Source organism: Nocardia sp. NPDC046473, assembly GCF_040645995.1.
Taxonomy (GTDB): domain Bacteria; phylum Actinomycetota; class Actinomycetes; order Mycobacteriales; family Mycobacteriaceae; genus Nocardia.
Window position 1 is genome coordinate 740,630 of sequence record NZ_JBEYZJ010000001.1, and the last position, 25,277, is coordinate 765,906.

Consider the following 25,277-nt stretch of genomic DNA (forward strand, 5'->3'; position numbering starts at 1 on the left):
CTGGTCTATCAGCTCGGCCAACCGCCGTACGGGACGGTGATCAATTCCATGAAGTGCCCGTTGGGGTCCAGGAAGTAGACGCCACGGCCGCCGTCGTTGTGATTGATCTCGTTGACGCCCTGTTGACGTGGGTCGGCCCAGTGCTCCAGCTTGTAGCGCTGGATCTTGGCGTAGGCCGCGTCGAATTCGGGTTCGGAGATCAGGAAGGCGTAGTGCTGCGGCGCGATTTCGGTGACGTGCGGTGGCACGTTCGCGAAATCGAAGGTTACCGAGTTATCCAGCGGGAGCGGAATGAACGGGCCCCATTCGGGTCCGAGTTTCGCGCCGAGGATGTCTGACCAGAATTCTGCGGTTACTCGACTATCGCGGCAACCGACAATGGTGTGATTGAACTGTACTGACAGGGGATTTCTCCTTGTGCCGTGACGGTCCCGACCCCGGGCTCGGTACAAGGCGGCCAACGGGAGCACCGTCACAGCCGTCGACGCTAGCAAACGTCCCATGGATTTCGCCACTATCCAGTGACGCAGACCATCTTTCGGGTCAGCGGGGCAGGCGCAGCACCGCGCGATAGCCGCGCTCGGCGGTCGGCCCGGATTCGAAACTGCCGCCCAACAGTTCGGCACGTTCGGCAAGGCCGACCAGTCCATGTCGCGAGCTGGGCAGTGACACCGCGGGACGGGTCGGCTCGGTATTGGTGACGGTGACGCCGAAGTGGTCGCTGTCGTGCCACAGCGACACGGTCGCGGTCGCCCCGGGCGCGTGCTTGCGGACGTTGGTGAGCGCCTCCTGCACCGTGCGATAGATGGTGCGCTGGCCGGGTGCGGCGAGCTCGTCGGGCAGCTCGCCGCGCAGTTCGACCTGAATACCGCTGGAGTCGAGCAGCTTTCGCAGGTCGGCCAGCGTCGGCTGCGGCGTGAGCTCGGTGCCCTGGCCGCCCGCGGCGCGCAGCAGCGTGACCATGTGGCGGAGCTCGTCCAAGGTGTCGACGCTGAGCCTGCGGATGGTGCGCGCCGCCTCGGCCGCGTCGGGATCGGTGGCCGCGACCTGGAGCGCGCCCGCACGCACGGCGATCAAGCTGACCTGATGGGCGACCACGTCGTGCATTTCACGGCCGATCTGCGCGCGTTCGCGGGCCAGCACGGCCTGCGCGTGCAGCTGCCGTTCGTGGTCGCGCGCCTCTTCGATCTCGACCAGCCGGGCGGACAGGTCTCGGCGGGTCCGTACCAGCTGGCCTAGCAGTACCGGGGCACCCGCCCAGGCCAGCGAGTACGCGAACGTGACGACCATGCCGCGCTGGTCGAGGGCATGCCCGGGCGGCCACGGGGCGGACGCGGCGATCGAGGTGACGAGCACCGAACCCCACAGCAGCGGGCGATTGCTGGTGCGTTGGGCCAGGGTGTACAGCGCGATGGCGGGGGCGGCGAGGTTGGCGAGCATCCAGCTCGCGGGCAGCGTCAGCGCGAAGGCCAGTAGCGGGAAGCGGCGGCGCAACAGCAGGGCGGCGCACGCGATACCGCCTGCGATGAACTCGACTCGGGAGTTGTCCTGACCGTCGACGAGCACATCGGCCACGGCCACGGCGACCAGCGCGAGGTCGATCAGCCACGGCGGGAGCCGGTTCACGGCAGAATTCCGGCCCGCTGCGCGAGCAGTGCCGCCTGCACGCGGCTGGTCACTCGCAACTTGGTGAAGATCCCGCTGACATGGTCCTTCACCGTGCCGACGCTCAGGTGGATCCGCTGACCGATCTCGGCATTCGACAGGCCGGCGGCGATCAGCACGAGCACCGCGCGTTCCCGTTCGGTGAGCCGCTCCACGCGCGCGGCATCGGCGTCGATGTCCGCGGTGGTGGCGGGCTCGGCGTTGCGCAGCAGCGCGGCCGAGACCTTCGGTGAGAGGACGACACCGCCCGACGCGAGGGTGCGCGTCAGCTGTGCGAGCTGCTCGGGTTCGGTGTCCTTGAGCACGAAACCCGCTGCGCCGGAACGTAATGCGGACAGAATGTAGTCGTCGGTGTCGAACGTCGTCAGCATCGCGACCACCGGCGGGTCCGGCAGTGCGCGAAGCTGCCGCAGCACAGTCAGACCGTCGACGTCGGGCATTCTGATATCGAGTAGCACGACGTCCGGTCGCGTCGTCTCGACCGCCCGCAGCGCCGCCGACCCGGTCGCCGTCGCCACCACCTCGATGTCGGCGGCCGCATTCAAGATCAACTCGAACCCGGAGCGCACCAGCGCCTCGTCGTCGACGACCACCACCCGGATCACCCGCCACACCTCCAACACCCACATTCGCCGTTTCCGCACGTGAGCCTAGATCCGGCCGGTAAGACAACCTGTCAGCGAGGCGGTCGGGCCGCCGATCGGCGGGGATGATCCAGCCGACCGGCGGGCCACCGGCCGCCGATGAGCGGAGGTGGACCGGACGCGTGCCGGATACCGGATGGATCGGCCGTTCTCAACGCTGAACGTATGGGACACAACGGACTTCCGACATCCGGCGGTGTCGGTCAGCCGACTGAGGTCGACGGTGCTGTGCGGGCTGGCGGCGAGGTGCGGGTTGGTGGAAGCGTGCGGACCGGTGAGGTTGCGCGGGTTGAGCGGATTGGTGATGCAGCGCGGGCTGATGATCCACCGCGAACTGGTGACGTGCGGGTTGGTGACGCAGCGCGTGCTGGTCATGCCGCGCTGGCGGGTGCTGCAACGTGGTCCGGCGCTGCGGTGCGGGCCGATGATGTGGCGCGGGCCGATGATGCGGTGCGGGTTGGTGACGCAGCGAGGGCAAGTGACGTTGAGCGGGTGGGCGGCACAGTGCGGGTCGGTGATGCAGCGCGGGCTGATGATGCAGCGCGTACGGGGCATGCCGCGCTGGCGGGTGCTGCAACGTGGTCCGGCGCTGCGATGCGGATCGATGATGTGGCGCGGGCCGATGATGCGGTGCGGGTTGGTGACGCAGCGAGGGCGGGTGACGTTGAGCGGGTGGGTGGCACAGTGCGGGTCGGTGATGCAGCGCGGGCTGATGATGCAGCGCGAACTGGTGGCGTAGCTCGGGTTGGTGACGCAGCGCGTACGGGGCATGCCGCGTTGGCGGGTGCTGCAATGCGGTCCGGCGCTGCATTGCGTGGCGATGATGCGGCACCGGCCAGCGACACGGCGCGGAGCGATGATGCTGTGCGGCCCGGTGACGTGGCGCGTGCTGGTGATCACGTGCTGGCGGGTGCTGCAATGCGGTCCGGCGCTGCATTGCGTGGCGATGATGCGGCACCGGCCAGCGACACGGCGCGGAGCGATGATGCTGTGCGGATCGGTGACGTGGCGCGTGCTGGTGATCACGTGCTGGCGGGTGCTGCAATGCGGTCCGGCGCTGCGAGGCGGATCGATGATGTGGCGCGGGTCGGTGATGCGCTGCGGGCTGGTGATGCTGTGCCGGCCAGTGCTGTGGTGCGTTCCGGCGCACGTTTGCTCGGCGTGGATCTTGCGCGGGGGCTTGCGGTGCTCGGGATGTATGCGGCGCATGTGGGGCCGAATCCGGATGAGGGTGGGTTTATCGGGTTCGTGATGGAGGTGACGCATGGGCGGTCGTCGGCGTTGTTCGCGTTCCTTGCGGGGTTCTCGATACTGCTGATCACGGGGCGGCGGGTGCCGAAATCGGGGCGGGCCGGTCGGCAGGCGCGGGTGAAGATACTGATTCGGGCGGGCGTCTTGCTGGTGGTGGGTACCGCGTTGACTGCGTCCGGGACGAAAGTCGAGGTGATCCTGGCCTACTACGGGTTGTACTTCCTGTTGGCGTTGCCGTTGGCTCGGTTGCGCGCCGGCACGTTGGCCGTGATCGCTGCGGTGAGCGCGGTGGTGTTGCCGCAGATTGTGTTCGCGGTGATCGCAACGGACTCCGGTTGGACGGCGGCCGTCAATCGGTTCGATCCGCTGGCCTGGTTGAGTGGGCGCGGCGATTCGAGCTCGAGCGCCAACGGGTTGGTCGGGCTGCTGCTCAACGGTAGTTATCCGGCGCTGTGCTGGCTGCCGTTCGTGATCGCGGGAATGGCAGTCGCGCGACTCGACTTGTCCGCCACCGTGATTCGCGCGCGTCTGGCGGTGACCGGCGTCGGCCTGGCGGTGCTCGGTTACGGCGGCTCCGCGCTGGCCCTCCATTTCGCGCCTGGTGTGTCGGCGCGGCCCGGGATTATGTACGCGCCCTGGTGGTCCGACCTGGCCGACGATCCGTCAGGCTGGCGATACCAGCTGGTGGCGATGCCACACAGCGAAACCACGTTGTCCATCATCGCGAACACGGGCGTCGCACTGACAGTTCTTGTCGCCTGCCATGCCGCATGCGCCGAATCTCAGCGTTTCCAACGGATAGCCACGCCCCTGATCGCAGTCGGCAGCATGTCATTGACCGCCTACGTATTCCACGTAATCGCAATCGCAGTGCTCGGCTTCGACGTCCTCCCCGCCGGCTCGCTCCCCGTCCTACTCGGCCTGAGCGCAATCATCATGATGTTCGCCTACTGCTGGACCCGCTTCTTCCCCCGCGGCCCCCTGGAATGGGTGCTCTACCGCGCAACATCCATAGCCGACCGCGTCCGCTAGCCACACTCGGCGTCGCCGGAAGAGTCCACTCGCTTGCCGCACACGAATTCCCAGCCCACATACAAACCTGTCGGCTGTATCCCCCGCAGAGACCCAAGCCGCGCACTCCGCGCGCGAATTGTCGAGCTGCGCACGGAACTGCCAGCTGTTTCGTGCGCGGCAAGCCAGCATGAGCGCCGCTGGCAGTTTCGTGCGCAGGTCGTGAGCGTGTGCGCGGCAGTTCGAGTGCCGGATCGTGGGCTTTGCTGGTCGCGGTGAGTGTAGCCCGCGCGCGAATTGGTGGGCTGCGTACGGAATTGTCAGCTGTTTCGTGCGCGGCTGGCCGGTATGTGCGCGGCTGGTTGTTTCGTGCGCAGGTCGTGAGCGTGTGCGCGGGAGTTCGAGTGCCGGATCGTGGGCTTTGCTGGTCGCGGTGAGTGTAGCCCGCGCGCGAATTGGTGGGCTGCGTACGGAATTGTCAGCTGTTTCGTGCGCGGCTGGCCGGTATGTGCGCGGCTGGTTGTTTCGTGCGCAGGTCGCGAGCATGTGCGCGGCTGGCTGTTTCGTGCACGGCAAGTGATGTTGTGTGCGATGGCAGGTGGCTGCGGGTGCACCCTGTGCCTGGGACAGTGCGGACGGTAGCGTCGGCGGAATGAAGATTCGTGGGGCGGTCCTGGAGCGGATCGCGGCGCCCGTGCCGTTCGCCGAGTCGGCGCCGATCAGTGTGGGTGAGTTGGAGCTCGGGGAGCCGAGGGCGGGGGAGCTGCTGGTTCGGATCGAGGCGGCGGGGCTGTGCCACTCGGACCTGTCGGTGGTGGACGGGAATCGGGTGCGGCCGGTACCGATGCTGCTCGGGCACGAGGCGGCGGGGCGGGTCGAGGCGATCGGGCCGGGCGGTAGTGATCTCACGATCGGTCAGCGCGTGGTGATGACCTTCCTGCCGCGCTGCGGCGAATGCGCGGGCTGTGCCACCGATGGACGGACGCCGTGTGTGCCGGGCAGTGTCGCCAACAATGCGGGCGAACTGCTGGGCGGCGGGCGGCGGCTGAGCCGGGACGGCGAGGCGGTGCACCATCACCTCGGGGTGTCCGCCTTCGCGACACATGCGGTGGTGGACCGCCGGTCGGTGGTTCCGGTGGACGACGATGTGCCGCCCGAGGTGGCGGCCGTGCTCGGCTGCGCCGTGTTGACCGGTGGTGGCGCACTGCTGAATTCGGCCGAGCCGGGGCCGGGGGACCGGATCATGGTGGTCGGGCTCGGCGGCGTCGGCATGGCGGCGGTGCTGGTCGCGGTGTCGTTGGCGGCCGACGGCCACGAGATCATCGCCGTCGACACGGTTCCGGAAAAGCTCACCCTGGCAAAGGAATTGGGCGCGACCGCGGCCTACACCCCGGCACAGATAGCCGAGTCAGGTGTGCAGGCGGAGATCGTTGTCGAGGCCGCAGGCAACATCCGCGCCTTCGAAACTGCCGTCGCCGTAACGGCTCCCGGCGGCACCACGGTCACCGTCGGTCTGCCCGCCCCCGACGCTCGCGCCAGCATCTCCCCACTCGCCCTTGTCGCCCAAGGCCGTTCGATCGTGGGCAGCTATCTGGGCTCGGCAGTCCCGGCCCGCGACATCCCCACCTACGTCCGAATGTGGCGCGAGGGCCGCCTACCGGTCGAGCGCCTGGTCTCCGCCCACATCGGCCTCGACGAAATCAACCACGCCATGGACGAACTCGCCGCGGGCCACGCCCTCCGCCAGGTAATCGTCTTCGACTGACGAGAGCCACCGGCCGCGATCGGCACCCGGCGACGGCAGGCACCGAGTACCGCCTGTCGGTGTGTCGCTGACCCTCCACCACAGCAGGCGCTGCGCGCGGATTTGCACGCCGCGCGGATGGCCACGAATATGTCCGGCGCCGAGCCGGTTCGGTAGGAAAACCGCTGCCCGTTCCCGAATCGACGTCACGCCCGCGACGGTAGGGCAGACGCCTTCCGTGCACAAACATGCGCATGTAGCAATGTAAATCACAGAGGTCAGCGGATCGCCGCCCCGACACGGTCGATAGGCTGACACCGACGAAAGCGGAAAGAGGAGGTGCGGTGACCATACGGGTCGGAGTGCTCGGAGCGCGCGGCAAAGTCGGACAGGCCATCATCGCGGCGGTAGACACGGCGGCCGATCTGGAACTGGTCGCCGCCGTCGACAAGGACGATTCGCTCGACGCGTTCACCGCAGCGAACACGCAGGTCGTCGTCGACTTCACCCACCCGGACGTGGTGATGGGGAACCTGAAGTTCCTGGTGCAGAACGGCATCCACGCGGTGGTCGGCACCACCGGCTTCGACGCCGCCCGCCTGGACGAGGTGCGCGGCTGGCTCACCGACCGCCCTGACACCGGCGTGCTGATCGCGCCGAACTTCGCCATCGGCGCGGTGCTGTCCATGCGCTTCGCCGAACAGGCCGCCCGGTTCTTCGAATCGGTCGAGGTGATCGAACTGCACCACCCGAACAAGGCCGACGCGCCCTCCGGCACCGCCTACCGCACCGCGGGCCTGATCGCCGCCGCCCGCGACCAGGCGGGCGTCGGCCGCAGCCCGGATGCCACCACCACCGAACTGGACGGCGCGCGCGGCGCGGACGTCGACGGTGTGCGGGTGCACTCGGTGCGACTGGCCGGTCTGGTCGCCCACCAGGAGGTGCTGTTCGGCACCCAGGGCGAAACCCTCACCATCCGGCACGACTCCATCGACCGATCCTCCTTCGCCCCGGGCGTGCTGCTCGGCGTGCGCGAGATCGCCAACCGCCCCGGCCTCACCGTCGGGCTCGACCCGTTCCTCGACCTGTGAACGAGGTGCGGGCGTGAACGCCGCGGGATCGGCCGCGGACGGGGCCAAACAGAACCGGGAAGTCGTCAAGGTCGTCGCGTTCCTCGCGGTCCTGGTCCTCGTGCTCGGCTTCTACTTCCTGCTGCTCGGCCGAATCGCATTCAGCCTCATCGGCACCGGCGATGTCGCTGCGATCCTCATCGGCATCGGCGTGCTGATCTTGCCGTTCGTCGGCGTCTGGGTCGTCGCCGCCACCGTGCGCGCCGCGCTGGCCCACCAGCGACTGGCCCGCCGCATCCACGAGGAGGGCCGCGAACTCGACACCTCCGAACTACCGCACCGCCCGTCCGGCCGCATCGAACGCGACGCGGCCGACGAACTCTTCGCCCAGGTCAAGACTGAATGGGAAGCAGACCCCGACAACTGGCGCGTCTCCTACCGCCTGGCCCGCGCCTACGACTACGCCGGCGACCGCGCCCGCGCCCGCGCCACCATGCGTCGCGCGGTCGCACTCGAAAAACTCGAACGGGAGCAAGCAGGGTAGACCTAACCTGCCCGCGCGGAGTTGTCGACGAGCAATATCCAGCCGCACTCACTCGTCCGAGGGCCCCGCGGCCGTTGCGCAATTCGGAACGGCCCCGCGGATATTGACCGACACGCCCTCGCCGACGACAAACTCGACACGGCGATAGCCGATTTCTACTACCACGCACTGGACCCGGCCCTGGCCGAATCGGCCGGGGTAAGCGCCGGAAGGCCAGTGAATTCGCTCTCATCGGAGGATATTTCGTCGAACAGCGCGCGCATTGCGTACTGGACGGCCTGCGTCGACCGTGCCCGGCGCCACGCACACTAAGCTCGTCCCGTGACGCAGTTGCTGATCATCCACCACACCCCGTCCCCGCACATGCAAGCCATGTTCGAGGCGGTGGTCTCCGGCGCGACCGACCCGGAGATCGAAGGAGTGCAGGTGGTGCGCCGCGCGGCCCTCGCCGTCACGGCCTCGGATGTGTTGGCCGCCAACGGATATCTGCTCGGCAGTCCTGCCAACCTCGGCTACATGTCCGGCGCACTCAAGCACGCCTTCGATACGTTCTACTATCCTTGCCTCGACTCGACCACTGGTCGGCCATTCGGCTATTACCTACACGGCAACGAAGGCACCGAGGGCGCCGAACGCGGTGTGGAACGCGTCACCACCGGCCTCGGCTGGCAACAGGCGGCCGCGCCGGTGATCGTGTCCGGACCGCCGACGAAGGACGACATCCAGCGCTGCTGGGAGCTCGGTGCGACCATTGCCGCGCAACTAATGGGCGACTGACAGTTTTTGTCCCCGAAATAGCTGGCAGTGACAATCTCTGCCGGAAGCGATTTGAGGTCGGCCCCGATTTCTGGTGTCTGACCATTCGGTGCTTCGGCCCGGCATACTGACAGAACGTTGTTGCGGTGGGGATGTGACGAGTTTGCTCGGGAATGGAGATTTCAGGTGACGTTGGCCGAAGGGGGCAATAACGCACCGCGCCGGATCGGAGTGGTCGAAGACCACGAATCAGTAGCGATCGGACTGGCCGCCATGCTGGCGCCGGAACCCGATCTCGACCTGGTGTTGACCGCGGGCACGGTACCGGAGTTATTGGCTGCCGCTCAGGATCTACCGCAACTGGATCTGGTCGTCCTCGACCTGCGCTTGGCCGATGGGTCGACGCCCGAAGACAACGTGCGCGCCCTGCGTGATCGCGGCATCGAGGTGCTGATCTTCACCGGCGCGGACAACGCGTTCCTGGTGCGGTCCGCCGCGCGGGCCGGGGTGCTCGGCGTGGTGCGCAAATCCGAGGACGTGCAGACCGTGGTCGCGGCCGTGCGCCGCGCGGGTTCCGGCGAGCAGGTGGTGACCACCGACTGGGCCGCCGCCATCGACGGCGACCCGCAGCTGTCCGACGTCGGGCTCAGCCCGCGTCAGGAAGAGGTGCTCACGCTGTACGCATCTGGTGAGAAGGCTTCTCGGGTGGCACGTTTGACCGGTCTGTCCGAACAGACGGTCAACGACTACCTCGGTCGCATCCGGCAGAAGTACGCCGACGCGGGACGCCCGGCGCCGACCAAGACCGACCTGTACAAGCGGGCAGTGGAGGACGGGTGGCTTCCGGTGCCCGAGCGGCATCCACGCGGATGAACGAGCGCAGCGAGGCGCGGTCATGATCGCGTCCAGCATGCTGGACACCACCGCTGCTCCCGTGTCGCTCGATCACATCGCACCGAGCCGTTGGCGCAGGGGAGCAGCTCCGGTGTCGAAGAAGAGTGGGTACGAGGGCGCGTCCGATCGAATTCTGCGTCGCTTCGGGTTGGCGATCGGAATCGCCGGGGTGATCGTCGCGGTGGTCGAACTGCCGGAGATCGCGGACCAGAGCCGACTCGTCGCGGGCGGCTGGACAATCCTCACGGTGGTGCTGGCATTCGGGCTGTTCCCGGTGCTGGCCGCGGTGTCGATCGCGTCGAGCAGGCAGCTCATCCAGCTGGTTTCCGGTGCGGCGGCAGTGAGCTTTCTCGCCGCGATGGCCGTGATCCCGTTCGCGTATCCGAATCCGGTGCCCGAGGCCTCCTCGGTGTGGCTGTATCGCGTGCTCGCACTCGGTGTGCTCGCGGCGGTGCTGGCGTGGCGTCCGATATACGCGGTCGTTTATCTCGTGATCGGTGCCGCGCTGTCGGCGTTCGCCAACGCTTTCGTGCTTCCGGACGCGACGCCGGTGGTGTGGGCCGGTGACTTCGTTCGCGCAGCCGGTTTGTGTGCGCTGTTCCTGTGGTGTGCCATCTACGCCAAGGCTGCGGCGGATCGAGTGGATCGGGAGTCGGCGATCGAGAGCAGGCGCGCGGCGGCGGTGGCCGGCGCCGCGGCTCGCGACCGCGAACGCGCGCGATTCGCCGCGCTGATCCATGACGCGGTGCTGTCCACCCTGCTGGACGCGTCCCGGGCGGGCACCGATTCGCCGGTGCTGCGCAGGCAAGCCGAGCGGACGCTCGAGCAGCTCGACGAATGTCGCGTCGGCGACGTGGAACCGAATCGGCTGGACGCGCAGTCCGCCACCGGCTTCCTGCGTTCGGCCGTGCACGAAGTCAATCCCGGCATCCGGTTCACCGCCCGGCGCTGGTCCGGATTCGACGACCTCCGGCTGCCGGTGGACGCGGCGGGCACCATCGCCGCGGCGCTCACCGAGGCGGTGCGCAACAGTTTGCGGCACGCCACCGTGCCGGGCCGTGAGGTGCAGCGCACCGTCACGGTGACCATCAGCGCGGGCGGCATCCGGGTCGTATTCCGTGATGACGGCGCGGGTTTCGAGATGGGGCAGGTGCCCGCCGATCGCCTCGGCATCTCGGTGAGCATTCTCGGGCGGATGCGGCAGCTGGCCGGCGGCGCCGGTTTCGTGGAGTCACAACCGGGCGAGGGCACCACGGTGACCCTGGTGTGGGGCAGTGATGGCTGACACCGATACCGAGTTCGGGCTCCGCGATCTACTCGGACTGCGGGACCCGGCGGCCGGGCTGTTCCTGCTCATCCTGCAGGCGACCATCGTGCTGTACATGGTCCGCAACTTCGGCGATTCGCCGCTGATCGCGGCGGTGGCCGCGCTGGTGCTGCTGGCCGCGGCCGGGGTGCTGGTGCTGGTGATCCCGGTCGATCCGCTGCCGTTGCCCGCGACGATATTCGTCGCGGCCTCCGGGCCGTTGGCGACCGCGCTCACCTCGTTCGATGTCGAGCACGGTTGGTCACGGCAGGTCTGGACCGCGTTCGCGTCGTCCTATGTGCTCGCCGTGCTCGTGCTGCGCGGTCGATTGGGCGCGGCCTGGCTCGGGGTCGGTGGTGTCGCGGTCGTGATCGCGGTCGTCGGCGTGGTGAACGGGTTGAGCGGCGGCGTGATCGCCGGATCGATCGTGCCGATCTCCACGGTGGCCGGCGTCTCGCTCTTCGCGGTGATCATGCGACCCACCCAGCGTTCGTTGCGGTTGCTGCGGGAGGAGTCGACGATGCGGGCTGCCGCCGAGGCCACCATGGCCGCGGAGAACGGCGAACGTGACCGTCAGCTGGCCCGCCTCGACAAGGTGGCCAGGCCCATCCTGGAACGCATCGCCGACGGTGTCGAACTCACCGCCACCGAACGCGAACAATGCCGCTTGCTGGAAGCCGAACTACGCGACGGCCTACGCGCCCCGCAATTGGTTACCGACGAACTCAGCAGCGCCGCCCGCGGCGCCCGCAGCCGCGGCGTCGAGGTGGTCCTGCTCGACGACGGCGGCTTCGCCGGGGTCCCCCGTTGGGTCCGCCAACAGGTAATCGAAGCCGCGACAAAGGAACTGGACGCCGCCAACGCCGGCTCGGTCACCGTCCGAGTCCTCCCGATGGGCCGCCGCATCCTTGCCACCGTCCTCGCCAACGCCCCGCATCAAGACCGCCGCACCGAGATAGACGCCGCAGGAAGCATCAAAGTCTCCACCTGAGGCCCGCCATCCCCGTTGGGCCGTGCAGGTTGTCGGACCCGCGTGGCATTGTGCGGGTATGCGGAAGATCAGTGTGGGGGTGGCGCGGCGGGTTGCGCTGGCGGCGCAGGGGTTTGCGGCGCGGAAGCCGGTACGGAGTACGCGGCGGTCGGTGCTCGGGGTGGTCGAGAAAACGCAACTGTTGCAGTTGGATTCGGTGTCGGCGGTGGTGCGGGCGCACTATGCGCCGGTGTTCAGCCGGATCGGGGCCTACGATCGGTCGCTGCTCGACGAGGCGGCGTGGCGTCACAATGCGCGGCGACCGCGACGGCTGGTGGAGTATTGGGCGCACGAGGCGGCGCTGATCCCGGTCGAGGACTGGCCGCTGATGCGGTGGCGGATGACACAGTTCGAGAACGGCCGATGGGCCGGCGTGCGCAAGGTGGTGGAACGCAATCCCACCCTGGGCAAGGACATCCTGGATGTGTTCGCCGAGGTCGGCGCGTGCACCGCCGGTGAGGTGGAGCGGCATCTGGAACTGGACAAGCCGCGCGCCAAGGGTTCCTGGTGGAACCTCAGCGACACCAAGATGATCTGCGAGCAGCTGTTCGCCGCCGGGGCACTCTCGGTGGACAAGCGCGTCAGCTTCGCGCGGCACTACGACCTCGTCGAACGCGTGATCCCGCCGGACATCTTGGCGCGCACCGTTTCCGAGGAGGACGCGGTGCGCGAACTGGTGCTCCGCGCCGCCACCGCCCACGGCATCGGCACCGAAACCGACCTGCGCGACTACTACCGACTACACCGCCGCCAAACCGAACCCGCCATCGCCGATCTCGTCGACGCGGGCGAACTCCACCCGGTCGAGGTCGAGGGCTGGGACAAACCCGCGTACCTGCGCGAGGGCACCCCCATCCCACGCCGCGTCGAAGGCGCTGCCCTGCTGTGCCCGTTCGACCCGCTGATCTTCTTCCGCGCCCGCACCGAACGCCTCTTCGACTTCCACTACCGCATCGAGATCTACACCCCGGAACCCAAACGGGTGCACGGCTATTACGTCTTCCCGTTCCTACTCAACGGCGAACTCGTCGGCCGCGTCGACCTCCGCGCCGAACGTGCCGCAGGCCGCCTCTCCGTCCCCGCCGCCTTCGCCGAACCGGGCTACGACACTCCCGGAACCGCCCACGCCCTCACCGAGGCCTTGCGCGACATGGCCGACTGGCTCGAACTGGACAAGGTTGTCATCGGCCCCCGCGGCAACCTCGCCCCGCTGTTGTAACCAACCGCACCCCACCGTCTCGGCCCCGAACTTCGCACACCCCTTGCGACTTCGGACACTCCACGATCGCCAGGCGGGCATGCGAGGAAACAACCCGCACCGTCTCTCGGGATCTGCGCTGACTCCGAGCGCCCAGAGTCAGTGCAGATCCCGAGAACGACCGCAGCTGTCGATCAGACGTCGCGCTTCTGCCCGTACCCGCGCATCTGATCGCGCAGGGCCCCCGAAACCGCGCCGGACAACCACGAATTCAGCGACTGGTTGCTCTGCGCGGCCGCCTCTTCCGCCTTCGACTTCAACGTTTCGACCAGTCGCAGGGTGACTCGGCTGATATCGCCGGTCATTTCCTCGAAGGTCGCATGGTCGTCGGTGGCGGACTGCTTGCGCAGGTCGACCTTGGCCTCGGTGCCGTCGAAGGAGAGGTGCACCGTGCGGTCACCCAGTTCGGCGTTGAGCTCGGTGGCGAGCTCGGACAGCGCGGCAAGTAGCACCAGCCGGGCCGAGCTCTCGGTCGCCGCGGCCAACGCCGCCGCGGTGGCCTGGGTCTTTTCGTCGCCGAGGGCGGCGGCCGCGATCAGGTCCTCGCGCAGGCGGGCGGTGTACTTGTTCAGATCCATGACATCAGTGTGACGCCATATTTGATGTCACGCAAGGAAGCAAATGACATCACGATCGTCCGCGGGGTGACCGCGCACCCGACCGGCCGGTCCCTTCAGTGGCGACGGTGTCGAAGGCGTTCCTTGGACCGGGTAGCCTTTCTGACCATGACGAACGGTGAATCGACGCCAACCCGCGGAGCGAGCGTGGAGCCCGAGGGCGGCAACGTGCGTAACCACGGCGTGGCAGCGAGCACCGCGAGTCAGGCCGAGCTGCGTGCGTCCGGCACGGTGGGTGTCGCGATGGTGACCCCGTTCAGTGCCGACGGCAAGCTCGACATCGATGCCGGCGTCGCGCTGGCCGCCCGCCTGGTCGATCGTGGCGTCGACCTACTCGCCATCTCCGGCACCACCGGCGAGTCGCCGACCACCAGCGAGCAGGAAAAGGCGGACCTGCTCCGCGCCGTCGTCGACGCGGTCGGCGACCGCGCCACCGTGATCGCGGGCGCGGGCACCTACGACACCGCACATTCCATCGAACTCGCCCGCAACGCCCAGCGTGCGGGCGCGCACGGCCTGCTGGTGGTGACGCCGTACTACTCGCGTCCCTCGCAGGAGGGCCTGCTCGCGCACTTCACCGCGGTGGCCGACGCCACCGACCTGCCGGTCACCCTCTACGACATTCCGCCGCGCTCGGTGGTGCCGATCGCCAGCGACACCATCCGCCGGCTGGCCGAGCACCCGCGCATCGTCGCGGTGAAGGACGCCAAGGGCGACATGAACGCGGGCGCCGACCTGATCGCGAACACCGGTCTGGCCTTCTACTCCGGCGACGACACGCTGAACCTGCCGTGGCTGTCGATCGGCGCGACCGGATTCATCAGCGTCATCGGACATCTCGTGCCCGAACGGTTGCGCGAGTTGCTTACTGCTTACACCTCCGGCGCGGTGGCACGCGCCAGGGAGATCAACGCGGCCTTGGTGCCGTTGAACTCGGCAATGTTCCGCTTGGGCGGTGTCGCGATGAGCAAAGGCGGCCTCCGCCTGCTCGGGATCGATGCGGGTGAGCCGCGATTGCCGCAGTTGATGCCGAATCCTGAACAACTCGAGCTCCTTGCCGCTGATCTACGGGCGGTGGGGGTGCTCGGATGAGAGAGCGGAGCGAGCGAATCACCACACAGCAGAGCGAGCTAAATACCCAGAGCGCCGAGCGCGTGACGGCTAGCGAGGTTCGGGCATGACTGAACCTGTCGCACGTCGTCCCCGTAGAACCGCGTCCCGCGCCGCGGGAGCACCGCCGCCTGTTCCGGCCGAACAGCCTGCGCGCATCGAGAAGCCGAAAGTCGCTGCGCAGCCCGAGGTTCCGGTGCAGTCCGACATGAGCACACCGGCCGAGCAGCCGGCCAAGACCGCGCAGCCGAGGAAGGCGACCGCGGCGAAGAAGTCCGCGCCCGCGAAGAAGTCGGCCCCGCGCGCCGAGGCGCCGCAAAACGGCCAGCAGGCAAGGAAATCCGGCCGTGGCCGGCAGCAGTCCGGCCGTGGCCGCGCCGAACAGTCTGCGCCCCAACAGGATCCGCGTGCCGCATCCCTCGCGCACGAGCGATTGGGTGCGCCGCCGAAGCTCGCCAAGAACGGTCTGCGCGTCTTCGCGCTCGGCGGTATCGGCGAAATCGGCCGCAACATGACCGTTTTCGAGTATGGCGGCAAGCTGCTCATCGTCGACTGCGGCGTGCTGTTCCCCGAGGACCAGCAGCCCGGCGTCGATCTGATCCTGCCCGACTTCCGGCCGATCGAGCACCGGATCAACGATGTCGTCGCGGTCGTGCTCACGCACGGTCACGAGGATCACATCGGCGCGATCCCGTTCCTGCTGCGGCTGCGCGCCGACATCCCGGTGGTCGGCTCCAAGTTCACTCTCGCGCTGGTCGCGGCGAAGTGCCGCGAGCACCGCCAGCAGCCGAAACTGCTCGAGGTCATCGAGGGCCAGCACACCAACCACGGCCCGTTCGACTGTGAGTACTTCGCGGTCAACCACTCCATCCCGGACGCGCTGGCCGTCGCCATCCGCACCCCGGCGGGCGTCGTGCTGCACACCGGCGACATCAAGCTCGACCAGCTGCCCCTCGATGGTCGCCTCACCGACCTGGCCGGTTTCTCCCGGCTCGGCGACGAGGGCGTCGACCTGTTCCTGGTGGACTCCACCAACGCCGAGGTGCCCGGCTTCGTCACGCCGGAACGCGAAATCGGCGGCGTGCTCGACACGGTGATCGGCAAGGCCCGCAACCGGGTGATCGTCGCCTCGTTCGCCAGCCATGTGCACCGCATCCAGCAGGTCGTCGACGTCGCCCAGAAGTACAACAGGCGAATCTGTTTCGTCGGCCGCTCGATGGTCCGCAACATGCAGATCGCGCAGGATCTCGGCTACCTGACGGTGCCGGAGAGCGTGGTCGTCGACCTCGACCAGGCCGCGACGCTGCCCGGCGATCGGCTGGTGCTGATCTCGACCGGCTCGCAGGGCGAGCCGCTGTCGGCGCTGTCCAGGATGGCCCGCGGCGATCACCGCCAGATCAATATCCGCGAAGACGATCTCGTGGTGCTGGCCTCCTCGCTCATCCCCGGCAACGAGAATTCGGTGTTCGCGGTGGTGAACGGCCTGGCCAGGCTCGGCGCCACGGTGATCACCCAGCAGAACGCCAAGGTGCACGTCTCCGGGCACGCGTCCGCGGGCGAGCTGCTGTACCTGTACAACGCGGTGCGGCCCACCAATGCCATGCCGGTGCACGGCGAGTGGCGGCACCTGCGCGCCAATGCCGCGCTCGCCATCGCGACCGGTGTGCCGGAGGACCGGGTCATGCTCGCCGAGGACGGCGTCGTGGTCGACCTGGTCGACGGCATCGCCTCGATCGTCGGACGGGTGCCGGTCGGGCACGTGTACGTCGACGGCCTCTCGGTCGGTGACGTCGGCGAATCGACGCTGTCGGATCGTCTGGTGCTCGGCGAGGGCGGCTTCATCTCGATCACCGTCGCGATCGACGAGACCACCGGCAAGGCGGTGAGCGCGCCGGAGGTCAGCGGACGCGGCTTCTCCGACGATCCGTCGGCGCTCACCGACGCGGCCGAACTGGTCGAGGCGGAACTGCAGCGGCTGGCCACCGAGGGCGTCACCGACATCCATCGCATTGCACAGAGCGTGCGGCGCGTCGTCGGCCGCTGGGTCGCCGACACCTACCGTCGCCGCCCGATGATCGTGCCGACGGTGATCGGCGTCTGATCGACGGATACTGAAAAGCGCCGGGAGCCAATGGCTTCCGGCGCTTTTTCGTAGCTGCTAGCTCATTCCTGGCAGGCTGCGGATTCGATCTTCGCGCTCTTGACGATGTTGCAGGCGAAGGTGTGGTCGACCTTCCATTCGCCGCCCTCGGAGACGAAGGAGACGAACGCGTCGTCGACCGGGCTGCCGTTGATGGTGACCTTGGCGTCGGCCTTCAGCTTGCCGTCGCTGGGGTCGTTCACCTTGGTGATCTCGACCTTGACGCCCTGCTTCTTCGCGGCGTCGACCAGGTTGGCGACCAGGTACGGATCCTGTTCCGCGGCTTGGATCCAGCTGATCTTTTCCTTGTTCGGCACCGCGGGATCGAACGCCTTGGTGAGGCGGTCGTTCAGCTGCTGTGTCGACGGCTTGGCCAGCACCGGCGAGGACGGCGTGGTCGGCGCGGAGCCGGTTTCCTTGTCGCCCTTGTCACTTCCGCCCTGCAGCTCGCCGGGCTTGGTGTCGGCGTTGGCGGTGGTGCTCGGCGACGAGGACTGCTTGTCACCGGAGGCGCACGCGGTGAGCGTGCACGCGGCGGCGGTCAGCACGAGGGCCACGGCCGTCCGGAAGGTGCGGTGTTTCACGATGTTTCCCCTGAATCGATTCGCGGACATCAGCCGTGGTTGGATGTGCAGTTCCAGTGCACGATGTAGGCGTCGGAGGAGTTGTTCGCCCGCGCCTTGCTCTGCGCGCCCGCGCGTGAGGCCGCGTAGCCCCAGCTGTAGGCGCCGGTACGGCTGGAATAGGCTACCGCCCCACAGCCATTGGCGAACCAGACCACCGTCTCGCAGTCGTCGGCCCCGCAGCTGCGGACCGCGCGCGCCTGCGCCGCCGCCGAATCGGGGTAGTCGTAGGAGTAGCCGATCAGTCCGGTAGAGGTGGACAGCGCGATCGCACCGTAGTTGTACGCCTTGGCTTGTGCGACAGGCGCGCTGATAGCCAGCGCGCAACCGGCGGCGGCCACGACGGCTGCACCAGTAACAAACTTCTTCACAGGGAATTTGCCCTTCTTGTAATTAGGCCCACGACCCGATGGACCGAGTGACAAGGTACATAGCGAACACTCATTGCGCTACCCAAGAATTCGGGGCTTCGGGTGTCGTAGTTGGAGACAGCCGCGCAGCTTTTTTCCGTGTCGCAGACGCAACCACACGCGATTCGGTATGCGGGAACCAGAAGGTGTGCGGGCGCAGGGTGGTCGGTATGTTCAGAGGGTGAGCATCGCGCAGCGGGAACGTCAGCAGCTCGTCGAGACGATGACGGCCGTCGGGCCGGAGGCGCCGACGCTCTGTGGGACGTGGACGGTCCGGGACCTCGCCGCGCATCTGGTGGTTCGTGAGCGGCGAATCGACGCCGCTGCGGGCATCATGCTGAAGCCGTTCGCCGGGTATCTCGAACGCGTGCAGGCGAAAGTAGCCGGCCAACCATTCCCTGAGCTGCTGGAACAGGTCCGGACCGGGCCGCCGTGGTGGTCGCCGCTGCGTCCGGTCGACGCGCTCGCCAATCTCACCGAGATGTTCGTGCACCACGAGGACGTGCGCCGCGGCAGCCCCGGCTGGATGCCGCGCGAGATCTCACAGGCCGACGAGGACAAGTACTGGTCGCTGGTCAGCAAGATGGCGCGACGGTCCTATCGGAAATCGCCGGTTACGGTCGTGTTGGAGTCGCTGGACGGCAAACGGGCGGTTGTTCGTTCGCGGCCGGGCGACGAGGTGACGCTGACCGGCGCGCCGTCGGAACTGCTGCTGCACTCGTTCGGTCGCGACGAGGTCCGCATCGAGACCACCGGCGAACCCGACGCCGTCAGCACGGTATTGGGCCTCGATCGCTCCGTTTAACCAGACCTGCTCGGTTCCTCGCAGCTGGTCGAGCCTTGGGCGAAGGCGGTTTGCTGTGTGAAATCAGACCCGACCGGCCGGGTCCGACACGCAGGATCAGCGGCTGGGGCGTGCGACCCGGATCACTGGCGACCTGGGCATCTGCACAGTTCGGCGCTTCTGAGACAGGCGATACCAGTGTTGCGGATGGTCTGGAAGGGGCGTTTGCGGCTAGCCTGGGTCCATGGCAGGTAAGTCCCGCAGCACCACGACTACTCGGGCGCGGGCGGGATCGGCGCGGGGGAGGACCACGGCGGCTCGGTCCCGCGCGGCGACGCCCCGCACCACCGCGACGCCCCGCAGCACGGCGACCCCGCGCGGCCGCCGCCCACCGGCCCGCAGGCCGGTGCGACGCAAGTCGAACACCGCGCCGCTCGCGGTGCTGACCCGCGGCATCAGCAGCGGCTGGAACATGCTCGCGCGCGGCCTCGGCGCTACCACCCGAACCCTGAGCAAGGCCGGCGAGATCGAGCACGGCCACCGCCGCGACGGCATCGCGCTGGCCCTCATCGCCTTGAGTGCGGTGATCGCCGCCGCCGTGTGGCTGTCGGCGGGTGGACCGGTGGGGCACTGGGTGGGCGAAGCCATCCGGGCCGTGTCCGGCTCGGCGTCGGCCGGGCTGCCGTTCGTGGCCACCGCGATCGCGGTCATTCTCATGCGCACCGAGGCACATCCGGAGATCCGGCCGCGGCTGGTGCTGGGCGGACTGCTGGTCGGTCTGCCGATTCTCGGATTGTGGCACGTCATCGCCGGCGCGCCGACCGATCCGCACGGGCGTTCGCGCGCAGCAGGTTTCGTCGGTTTCGTGGTGGGCGGGCCGCTCACCAACGGACTCACCGCCTGGCTGTCGGTGCCGATTCTGTTGCTGGCCATCGTCTTCGGCGTGCTGCTGCTGACCGGCACCACGGTGCGCGAGGTGCCCGCCCGGCTGCGCGAGTACTTCGGCACCGGCAGCGGCGGCGACGAATACGGTGAGTACGACGGCGAATTCGGCTACGACCCGGCCAAGTACGACGCCGACGGTTTCCCGCTGCACTCCGCCAAGACGAAGCGGCGCGGCCGCACGCCCGTGGAGAACTATCCGGCCGACGAATTCGGCGATCCCGACGCGGTGACCGAGGTGATCGGCGAGCCGCCGCTGCAGGACGCCAAGCCGATCGCGACGGAAGAGCCTGCCGCCAAGCCGAAACCGAAGAAGCAGCGCCCGGTGGTGAAGGTCGAGGACCAGACCCCGCCGCCGCCGAAGCAGCTCGAGTTCGTCGCCGACCGGGAGGTCGAGGGCGACTACGTGCTACCGCCGATGTCGCTGCTGACCGACGGCGATCCGCCCAAGAAGCGCAGTGCCGCCAACGAATCGATGATCGAGGCGATCACCGAGGTGCTGGTGCAGTTCAAGATCGACGCCGCCGTCACCGGTTTCGTGCGCGGCCCGACGGTCACCCGCTACGAGGTGGAGCTCGGGCCCGGCGTGAAGGTCGAGAAGATCACCGCGCTGGCCCGCAATATCGCGTATGCCGTTGCCACCGAGAATGTTCGGCTGCTCGCCCCGATCCCCGGCAAGTCCGCCGTCGGCATCGAGGTGCCCAACTCCGACCGCGAACTGGTCCGCCTCGCCGACGTGCTCAAGGCGCCGTCGACCCGAAACGACCACCATCCGTTGGTGATCGGGCTCGGCAAGAACATCGAGGGCGACTATCTCGCCGCGAACCTGGCCAAGATGCCGCACCTGCTGGTCGCCGGTTCCACCGGTTCGGGTAAGTCGAGTTTCGTGAACTCGATGCTGGTCTCGCTGCTGCATCGGGCCACGCCGGACGAGGTCAGGATGATCCTGATCGACCCGAAAATGGTGGAACTCACCCCGTACGAGGGCATTCCGCACCTGATCACGCCCATCATCACCCAGCCGAAGAAGGCGGCCGCCGCGCTGACCTGGCTGGTGGAGGAGATGGAGCAGCGCTATCAGGACATGCAGGCCAACAAGGTTCGCCACATCGACGACTTCAACAAGAAGGTCAAGTCCGGCGCGATCACCGCGCCGCTCGGCAGCGAACGGGTGTACCGCCCCTACCCGTACATCCTCGCCATCGTCGACGAGCTCGCCGACCTGATGATGACCGCGCCCCGCGACGTCGAGGACGCGATCGTGCGGATCACCCAAAAGGCCCGCGCCGCAGGCATTCACCTGGTGCTGGCCACCCAGCGTCCGTCGGTCGACGTGGTCACCGGCCTGATCAAGACCAACGTGCCGTCCCGATTGGCCTTCGCCACTTCGTCGTTGACCGACTCGCGCGTCATCCTGGACCAGCCCGGCGCCGAGAAACTGATCGGCATGGGCGACGGCCTTTTCCTCCCGATGGGCGCGAACAAGCCGACCCGCCTGCAGGGCGCGTTCATCAGCGACGAGGAAATCCACGCCGTCGTCGACTTCGCCAAGAACCAGGCCGAACCCGAGTACCAAGAGGGCGTCACCGCCGCCAAACAGGGCGAGAAGAAAGACGTCGATCCCGACATCGGCGACGACCTCGACGTCTTCATCCAAGCCGTCGAGCTGGTCGTCACCTCTCAATTCGGTTCCACCTCGATGCTGCAACGCAAACTCCGCGTCGGCTTCGCCAAAGCAGGCCGTCTCATGGACCTCATGGAAACCCGGGGTGTAGTCGGCCCCAGCGAAGGCTCCAAAGCCCGCGACGTCCTCATCAAGCCCGATGAGCTCGACGGCCTGCTGTGGACCATCCGCGGCGGCGAGGGAGAGTCGCCCGGCGCGGGCGAAGAGTGAGCGCTATGGGGTCGGAAAACGGGGTTTCAGCCAGTTCGTGACATAGGCCAGAACCTCAGGCGCGATGGTGGTTTCGATGATGGGGTACTCGCTCGGCTTACCGGTCTGGGTTGGTTGCATGAGGTGGTTGAGACCGGGGAAGGTATGGACGGTGGCGTCCGGGTCGGCGGCAAAGTGGTCGCGTGCGGGTTGTTCGTTCTGGGCCGGGGGAACCTGAAGGTCATTGCCGCCGTAGCAGGCGAGGACCGGGATGCGGAGCGCGGATAGGGCCTTCGCCGGGTCGTAGGTGACCAGAGCGGTGAAGTACGGGCTGGTCAATCTCTCGATTTCGGTTTCGGTGACTTCCTGGTCCTTCAGGAAGTTCTTGGCGCCCTGGGTATCTCCTGCGCGTAGCAGGCGGACCAGTTCGGCATTTTGTCGCACCATGCGGTCGGCGGCGTCTGCGGGCTCGCCTTCGGCGGCGGCCACGAGTTTGGTCTGCTCGACCACGGCGTCACCGCCGGGGACGGCCGCACCCGCGATGAGGATGGCGAACGCGACGCCATTGCCGGGGCGGGAGGCCACCAGCGGAGCCAGGAAGCCGCCCTCACTGTGCCCGAGCAGGCCGACGCGGTTGCGATCGATATCGGGGCGACCACGCAGAAAGCGCACACCAGCGGCGGCATCATCGGCCAGATCGGGGTAGGTGGCGTCCTGCAGCGTGCCGCCCGTGCCGTCGGTGCCGCGCTTGTCGACGCGCAGCACGGCGTAGCCCGCGCGGGTGAGTGTATCTGCCCAGAGCAGAAAGGGGCGGTGCCCGAACGCTTCTTCGTCGCGGTTCGACGCGCCGCTGCCGGGGATCAGCAGGACCGCGGGGAACGGGCCGTTGCCGTCGGGTTCGGTAAGCGTGCCCGCGATGGTGATGTCACCGTTACGGTATGTCACGTTCTCAGACCTGTAGGGAAACGGCGGCATGGGCTCCTGGGGCCGTGCGGCCCCAGCGGGTTCACCCGGCCGCTGGGTCGTGCCGGGCTGGTCGCCCGCGACGCCGGATCGTGCACCGGGTTCGGACTCCGAGCAGGCGGAGCAGACAGTCAACGCAGCGCTGACGAAGACGGCTACCGCGATCAGTCGACCGGAACGTATCCTCCGTGCAACTGTCTCCGACCAGGCCATTCGGGTGGTATCTCGACTTTTGAACACTATCGCCACGTTATCGAGCCGGCGAGCCGGCCCCCATCCCACCGGCACCCGGATGGCAGGTAGCGACAGCACTACCTTTCCGCCGCGGCGCGGCTCGGGTGACTCGGTGGATCGGCTGAGTCGGTGTGGCAACGATTTCGTGGGTGCGCCCCGTCGTGAACTGCAGACTTCCGCCGAGATCGAGATGATTCGATGTCGTCGCCGTCGTCGAAATGGCGAATCGTCATGACATGTTACTGACGCCGCGACCGAGGCCAACACGCCAAAAGTGGTGCATAACATGGCAATACTTGGCCGCCGTGCACCTCTGACCGAGAATGCCAGGGCGGTTCCGTCATGCAGGTGATAGTCACTCCGGTTGGCTGAATTGTAAAGAGTAGCAATGGATCCGATCATGGCCGGCATCCGTCGTGCACCCAAGGTATCCGCACGTCCCGAAGAGCGCCCCGCGCCGCCTGCGGCGGTCCCCGAAGCATCATGACCGTCGGCACCGGAACGACACCAACGCACCATCGAGAAGCCTTGGTAGGGGATCGATTTCGAGCGGCCTGCCAGCGGATGAACGGTGAACTGGTCCTCGCGCGCCGACGTCCTCCCCGACGGACAGCTGGAACCCGCCACGATGACGGACACGACCGGCGCAAAGGCCTGGGCAGCACCATCATTCGCGACGCTGTCCACTGACCGACCCCCGCGAGACCGGCTACTGCTCCGCGGGAAAGGGCCGGACCGACCGGTCGCGATCGTCGTGCGACGCGTGGTTCCGAAAGATTCGATCTATGCCCCAACTTTATGTGGTGCAACGAGTTTCACTCATTCTGCTAATGTCACTGACATAACAGAGGTCACTCCGATGTCAGTTGGTCTCAATCCACTTGGCGGGCGTGGTTGAGCTCGCGACGTTCGTGAGCTGAACCCGGAGCCGCCGGGGTCTCGCCCCGCCGCCGCGTGGCAACGGAAGGTGGTGTGCGGGTTCGATGCCCCAGGCCAAAGAGATAGATTCGCCCTTCGGTCAGCTGCTGCGTTTGTTGCGAACCTCGGCGTTGCTGAGCCAAGAGCAATTGGCGCAACAGTCACATTTGAGCGTCCGGACCATTCGGGACCTGGAACGAGGCCGTGTCTTGTTCCCGCACGGTGAATCCGTCCGATTGCTCGCTGAGGCCCTCGGCCTGGAGGGCGAGACGAGGATGACGTTCGAACGGCAGTCGCGCCGCCATATGTGCTTCACCTCGCCGGGCCAAGTTATCGGCCGACGCAGGCCCGAGGCTTTCGATATCGCGACACGCTCGTTGGGAACCTATGCCGGGGTAAGCCTCGATCCGGCGGATCAGCGCGAGAACGCGGTACCGGCGAAAGTGGCGATAGCTGAGTTGCCCATGGACACACCGGTTTTCGTGGCCCGCGAGGCGGAGCTCGCCTGCCTCGACGCGATCCTCTTCGGCCACGCGGACTGGCCGGTCACCGCGACGATCGTGGCGGTGGGGGGTTGTCCGGGGGTTGGCAAGTCGGCCTTGGCGTTGCGGTGGGCGCACCGTGTCGTGTCCGAATTTCCGGACGGTCAATTGTATGTCGATCTCTGCGGGTTCAATCCCACGCAACCGCCGGTGCGGGCTACGGATGCGCTGGTCGGTTTTCTCGGTGCGCTCGGTGTTCCCGCCGCGCGGATTCCGGATAGCCGCGACGCACGAGCGACGCTGTATCGGAGACTGCTCGCGGACCGGCGAGTGCTCGTCATACTCGACGACGCGAGCGACGCCGATCAGGTGCGTTCGCTGCTGCCCGGTGTGCCCGGCTGCGTGGTGCTTGTCACCAGCCGTAACCGACTGACCAAGCTGGTCGCGACCGAATGCGCGTACCCGATGACGCTGGATCCGCTCACCGACCAGGAGTCACGGACGCTGCTCGTTCGTCGCGTCGGTGCGAGCAGGGCCGCCGCCGAACCATCCGCCGTCGACGACATCATCTCCTGGGGTTCGGGGTTGCCCATCGCCATTTCCATGTTCGCGGCGCGCGCGGTGATGCACCCGGCTTTCCCGTTGGGTGCGCTCGTCGCTGAATTGCGTGAGCGCACCGGCGGCAGGTATTTGCTCGGGCACGGTGAGATCACGGCGGAACTGCGAGCGCGATTCGCGGGTTCATACCGGGCGCTCGGTTTCAACGCGGCGGAACTGGTCCGGCTCTTCGGCCATGTGGCGGCGCCGGAATTGACTCCGCACGCCGCGGCCGAATTGGCCGGAGTATCGGTGTCGGAGGCGGAATTCGCTCTCGTGGAGCTCGCCAATGCGCATCTCGTGACCGAGCACAGCCCCCATCGCTTCGGCATGAACAAGCTGCTCGGCACCTATGCCGCCGAACTCGGCTGCGCGAATGAGGCCGCCCCGGACGAATGCCGCGCCTGACAG

The 25,277-nt window shown here is 67.6% G+C and carries 22 protein-coding genes; 14 read left to right on the forward strand and 8 right to left on the reverse strand.

Going from position 1 to position 25,277, the window contains the following annotated elements; translation table 11 throughout:
• Positions 1–8: 8 nt before the first annotated feature.
• The 4 genes from ABZ942_RS03580 to ABZ942_RS03595 form a co-directional block, all read right to left on the reverse strand.
• Complete coding sequence (locus ABZ942_RS03580; RefSeq protein WP_357379360.1) at positions 9–404, reverse strand: VOC family protein; 396 nt, start codon at positions 402–404, stop codon at positions 9–11.
• A 139-nt stretch (positions 405–543) separates the two neighbouring features.
• Positions 544–1,626, reverse strand: a complete 1,083-nt coding sequence (locus ABZ942_RS03585; RefSeq protein ID WP_357378646.1) for a histidine kinase — start codon at positions 1,624–1,626, stop codon at positions 544–546.
• Positions 1,623–2,294, reverse strand: coding sequence for a response regulator transcription factor (locus tag ABZ942_RS03590; protein WP_357378648.1), 672 nt, complete (start codon positions 2,292–2,294; stop codon positions 1,623–1,625). The genes ABZ942_RS03585 and ABZ942_RS03590 overlap by 4 nt, the downstream gene beginning before the upstream one ends.
• 21 nt (positions 2,295–2,315) lie before the next feature.
• Positions 2,316–3,080, reverse strand: a complete 765-nt coding sequence (locus tag ABZ942_RS03595; RefSeq protein WP_357378650.1) for a hypothetical protein — start codon at positions 3,078–3,080, stop codon at positions 2,316–2,318.
• 147 nt (positions 3,081–3,227) lie between these two features.
• Here ABZ942_RS03595 and ABZ942_RS03600 point away from each other — a divergent pair, with 147 nt between their 5' ends.
• The 9 genes from ABZ942_RS03600 (at position 3,228) to ABZ942_RS03640 (ending at position 13,134) form a co-directional block, all read left to right on the forward strand.
• Positions 3,228–4,592 carry a DUF418 domain-containing protein gene (locus ABZ942_RS03600; protein ID WP_357378652.1) on the forward strand — a complete coding sequence of 455 codons (1,365 nt, stop codon included), beginning with the start codon at positions 3,228–3,230 and terminating at the stop codon, positions 4,590–4,592.
• A gap of 631 nt (positions 4,593–5,223) precedes the next feature.
• Positions 5,224–6,336, forward strand: a complete 1,113-nt coding sequence (locus tag ABZ942_RS03605; protein WP_357378654.1) for an alcohol dehydrogenase catalytic domain-containing protein — start codon at positions 5,224–5,226, stop codon at positions 6,334–6,336.
• A 323-nt stretch (positions 6,337–6,659) separates the two neighbouring features.
• Positions 6,660–7,406: a 4-hydroxy-tetrahydrodipicolinate reductase gene (dapB, locus tag ABZ942_RS03610; RefSeq protein ID WP_357378656.1), complete on the forward strand. Its 747-nt coding sequence runs from the start codon at positions 6,660–6,662 to the stop codon at positions 7,404–7,406.
• Positions 7,407–7,419: 13 nt separating this feature from the next.
• On the forward strand, positions 7,420–7,929 hold the full coding sequence (locus ABZ942_RS03615; RefSeq protein ID WP_357378658.1) for a hypothetical protein: 510 nt from the start codon (positions 7,420–7,422) through the stop codon (positions 7,927–7,929).
• Between the two features lie 321 nt (positions 7,930–8,250).
• Complete coding sequence (locus ABZ942_RS03620) at positions 8,251–8,706, forward strand: flavodoxin family protein (protein ID WP_357378660.1); 456 nt, start codon at positions 8,251–8,253, stop codon at positions 8,704–8,706.
• A gap of 165 nt (positions 8,707–8,871) precedes the next feature.
• A complete protein-coding gene (locus ABZ942_RS03625) occupies positions 8,872–9,558 on the forward strand; it encodes a response regulator transcription factor (protein WP_150405770.1) in 687 nt (228 codons plus the stop codon).
• Between the two features lie 22 nt (positions 9,559–9,580).
• Positions 9,581–10,864, forward strand: a complete 1,284-nt coding sequence (locus tag ABZ942_RS03630) for an ATP-binding protein (protein WP_357378663.1) — start codon at positions 9,581–9,583, stop codon at positions 10,862–10,864.
• Complete coding sequence (locus tag ABZ942_RS03635) at positions 10,857–11,876, forward strand: hypothetical protein (protein ID WP_357378665.1); 1,020 nt, start codon at positions 10,857–10,859, stop codon at positions 11,874–11,876. The genes ABZ942_RS03630 and ABZ942_RS03635 overlap by 8 nt, the downstream gene beginning before the upstream one ends.
• A 58-nt stretch (positions 11,877–11,934) precedes the next feature.
• Complete coding sequence (locus ABZ942_RS03640) at positions 11,935–13,134, forward strand: crosslink repair DNA glycosylase YcaQ family protein (protein ID WP_357378667.1); 1,200 nt, start codon at positions 11,935–11,937, stop codon at positions 13,132–13,134.
• A 173-nt stretch (positions 13,135–13,307) separates the two neighbouring features.
• Here ABZ942_RS03640 and ABZ942_RS03645 read toward each other — a convergent pair whose 3' ends face one another.
• Entirely contained in the window at positions 13,308–13,751 is a 444-nt protein-coding gene (locus ABZ942_RS03645) for a hypothetical protein (protein ID WP_357378669.1), read from the reverse strand.
• A 282-nt stretch (positions 13,752–14,033) separates the two neighbouring features.
• On the opposite strand from ABZ942_RS03645, the gene dapA reads away from it, so the two are divergent.
• Positions 14,034–14,882, forward strand: coding sequence for a 4-hydroxy-tetrahydrodipicolinate synthase (gene dapA, locus ABZ942_RS03650; RefSeq protein WP_357379361.1), 849 nt, complete (start codon positions 14,034–14,036; stop codon positions 14,880–14,882).
• 85 nt (positions 14,883–14,967) lie between these two features.
• Positions 14,968–17,001: a ribonuclease J gene (locus ABZ942_RS03655; RefSeq protein WP_357378671.1), complete on the forward strand. Its 2,034-nt coding sequence runs from the start codon at positions 14,968–14,970 to the stop codon at positions 16,999–17,001.
• Positions 17,002–17,063: 62 nt separating this feature from the next.
• On the opposite strand, the gene ABZ942_RS03660 is transcribed toward ABZ942_RS03655, so the two are convergent.
• Positions 17,064–17,624, reverse strand: coding sequence for a hypothetical protein (locus ABZ942_RS03660; RefSeq protein ID WP_357378673.1), 561 nt, complete (start codon positions 17,622–17,624; stop codon positions 17,064–17,066).
• Positions 17,625–17,653: 29 nt separating this feature from the next.
• Complete coding sequence (locus ABZ942_RS03665; RefSeq protein WP_357378675.1) at positions 17,654–18,034, reverse strand: DUF4189 domain-containing protein; 381 nt, start codon at positions 18,032–18,034, stop codon at positions 17,654–17,656.
• Positions 18,035–18,254: 220 nt separating this feature from the next.
• Here ABZ942_RS03665 and ABZ942_RS03670 point away from each other — a divergent pair, with 220 nt between their 5' ends.
• Together ABZ942_RS03670 and ABZ942_RS03675 are read left to right on the forward strand one after the other, a co-directional pair.
• Positions 18,255–18,878: a TIGR03085 family metal-binding protein gene (locus ABZ942_RS03670; protein WP_357378677.1), complete on the forward strand. Its 624-nt coding sequence runs from the start codon at positions 18,255–18,257 to the stop codon at positions 18,876–18,878.
• A gap of 223 nt (positions 18,879–19,101) precedes the next feature.
• The gene (locus ABZ942_RS03675; protein ID WP_357378679.1) at positions 19,102–21,693 is read left to right on the forward strand and encodes a DNA translocase FtsK; all 2,592 of its coding nucleotides are present in this window, start codon (positions 19,102–19,104) and stop codon (positions 21,691–21,693) included.
• Positions 21,694–21,696: 3 nt separating this feature from the next.
• Here ABZ942_RS03675 and ABZ942_RS03680 read toward each other — a convergent pair whose 3' ends face one another.
• Positions 21,697–22,617, reverse strand: a complete 921-nt coding sequence (locus ABZ942_RS03680; RefSeq protein WP_357378681.1) for an alpha/beta fold hydrolase — start codon at positions 22,615–22,617, stop codon at positions 21,697–21,699.
• A 1,235-nt stretch (positions 22,618–23,852) separates the two neighbouring features.
• On the opposite strand from ABZ942_RS03680, the gene ABZ942_RS03685 reads away from it, so the two are divergent.
• Positions 23,853–25,274 carry an NB-ARC domain-containing protein gene (locus ABZ942_RS03685; protein ID WP_357378683.1) on the forward strand — a complete coding sequence of 474 codons (1,422 nt, stop codon included), beginning with the start codon at positions 23,853–23,855 and terminating at the stop codon, positions 25,272–25,274.
• Positions 25,275–25,277: the final 3 nt, after the last annotated feature.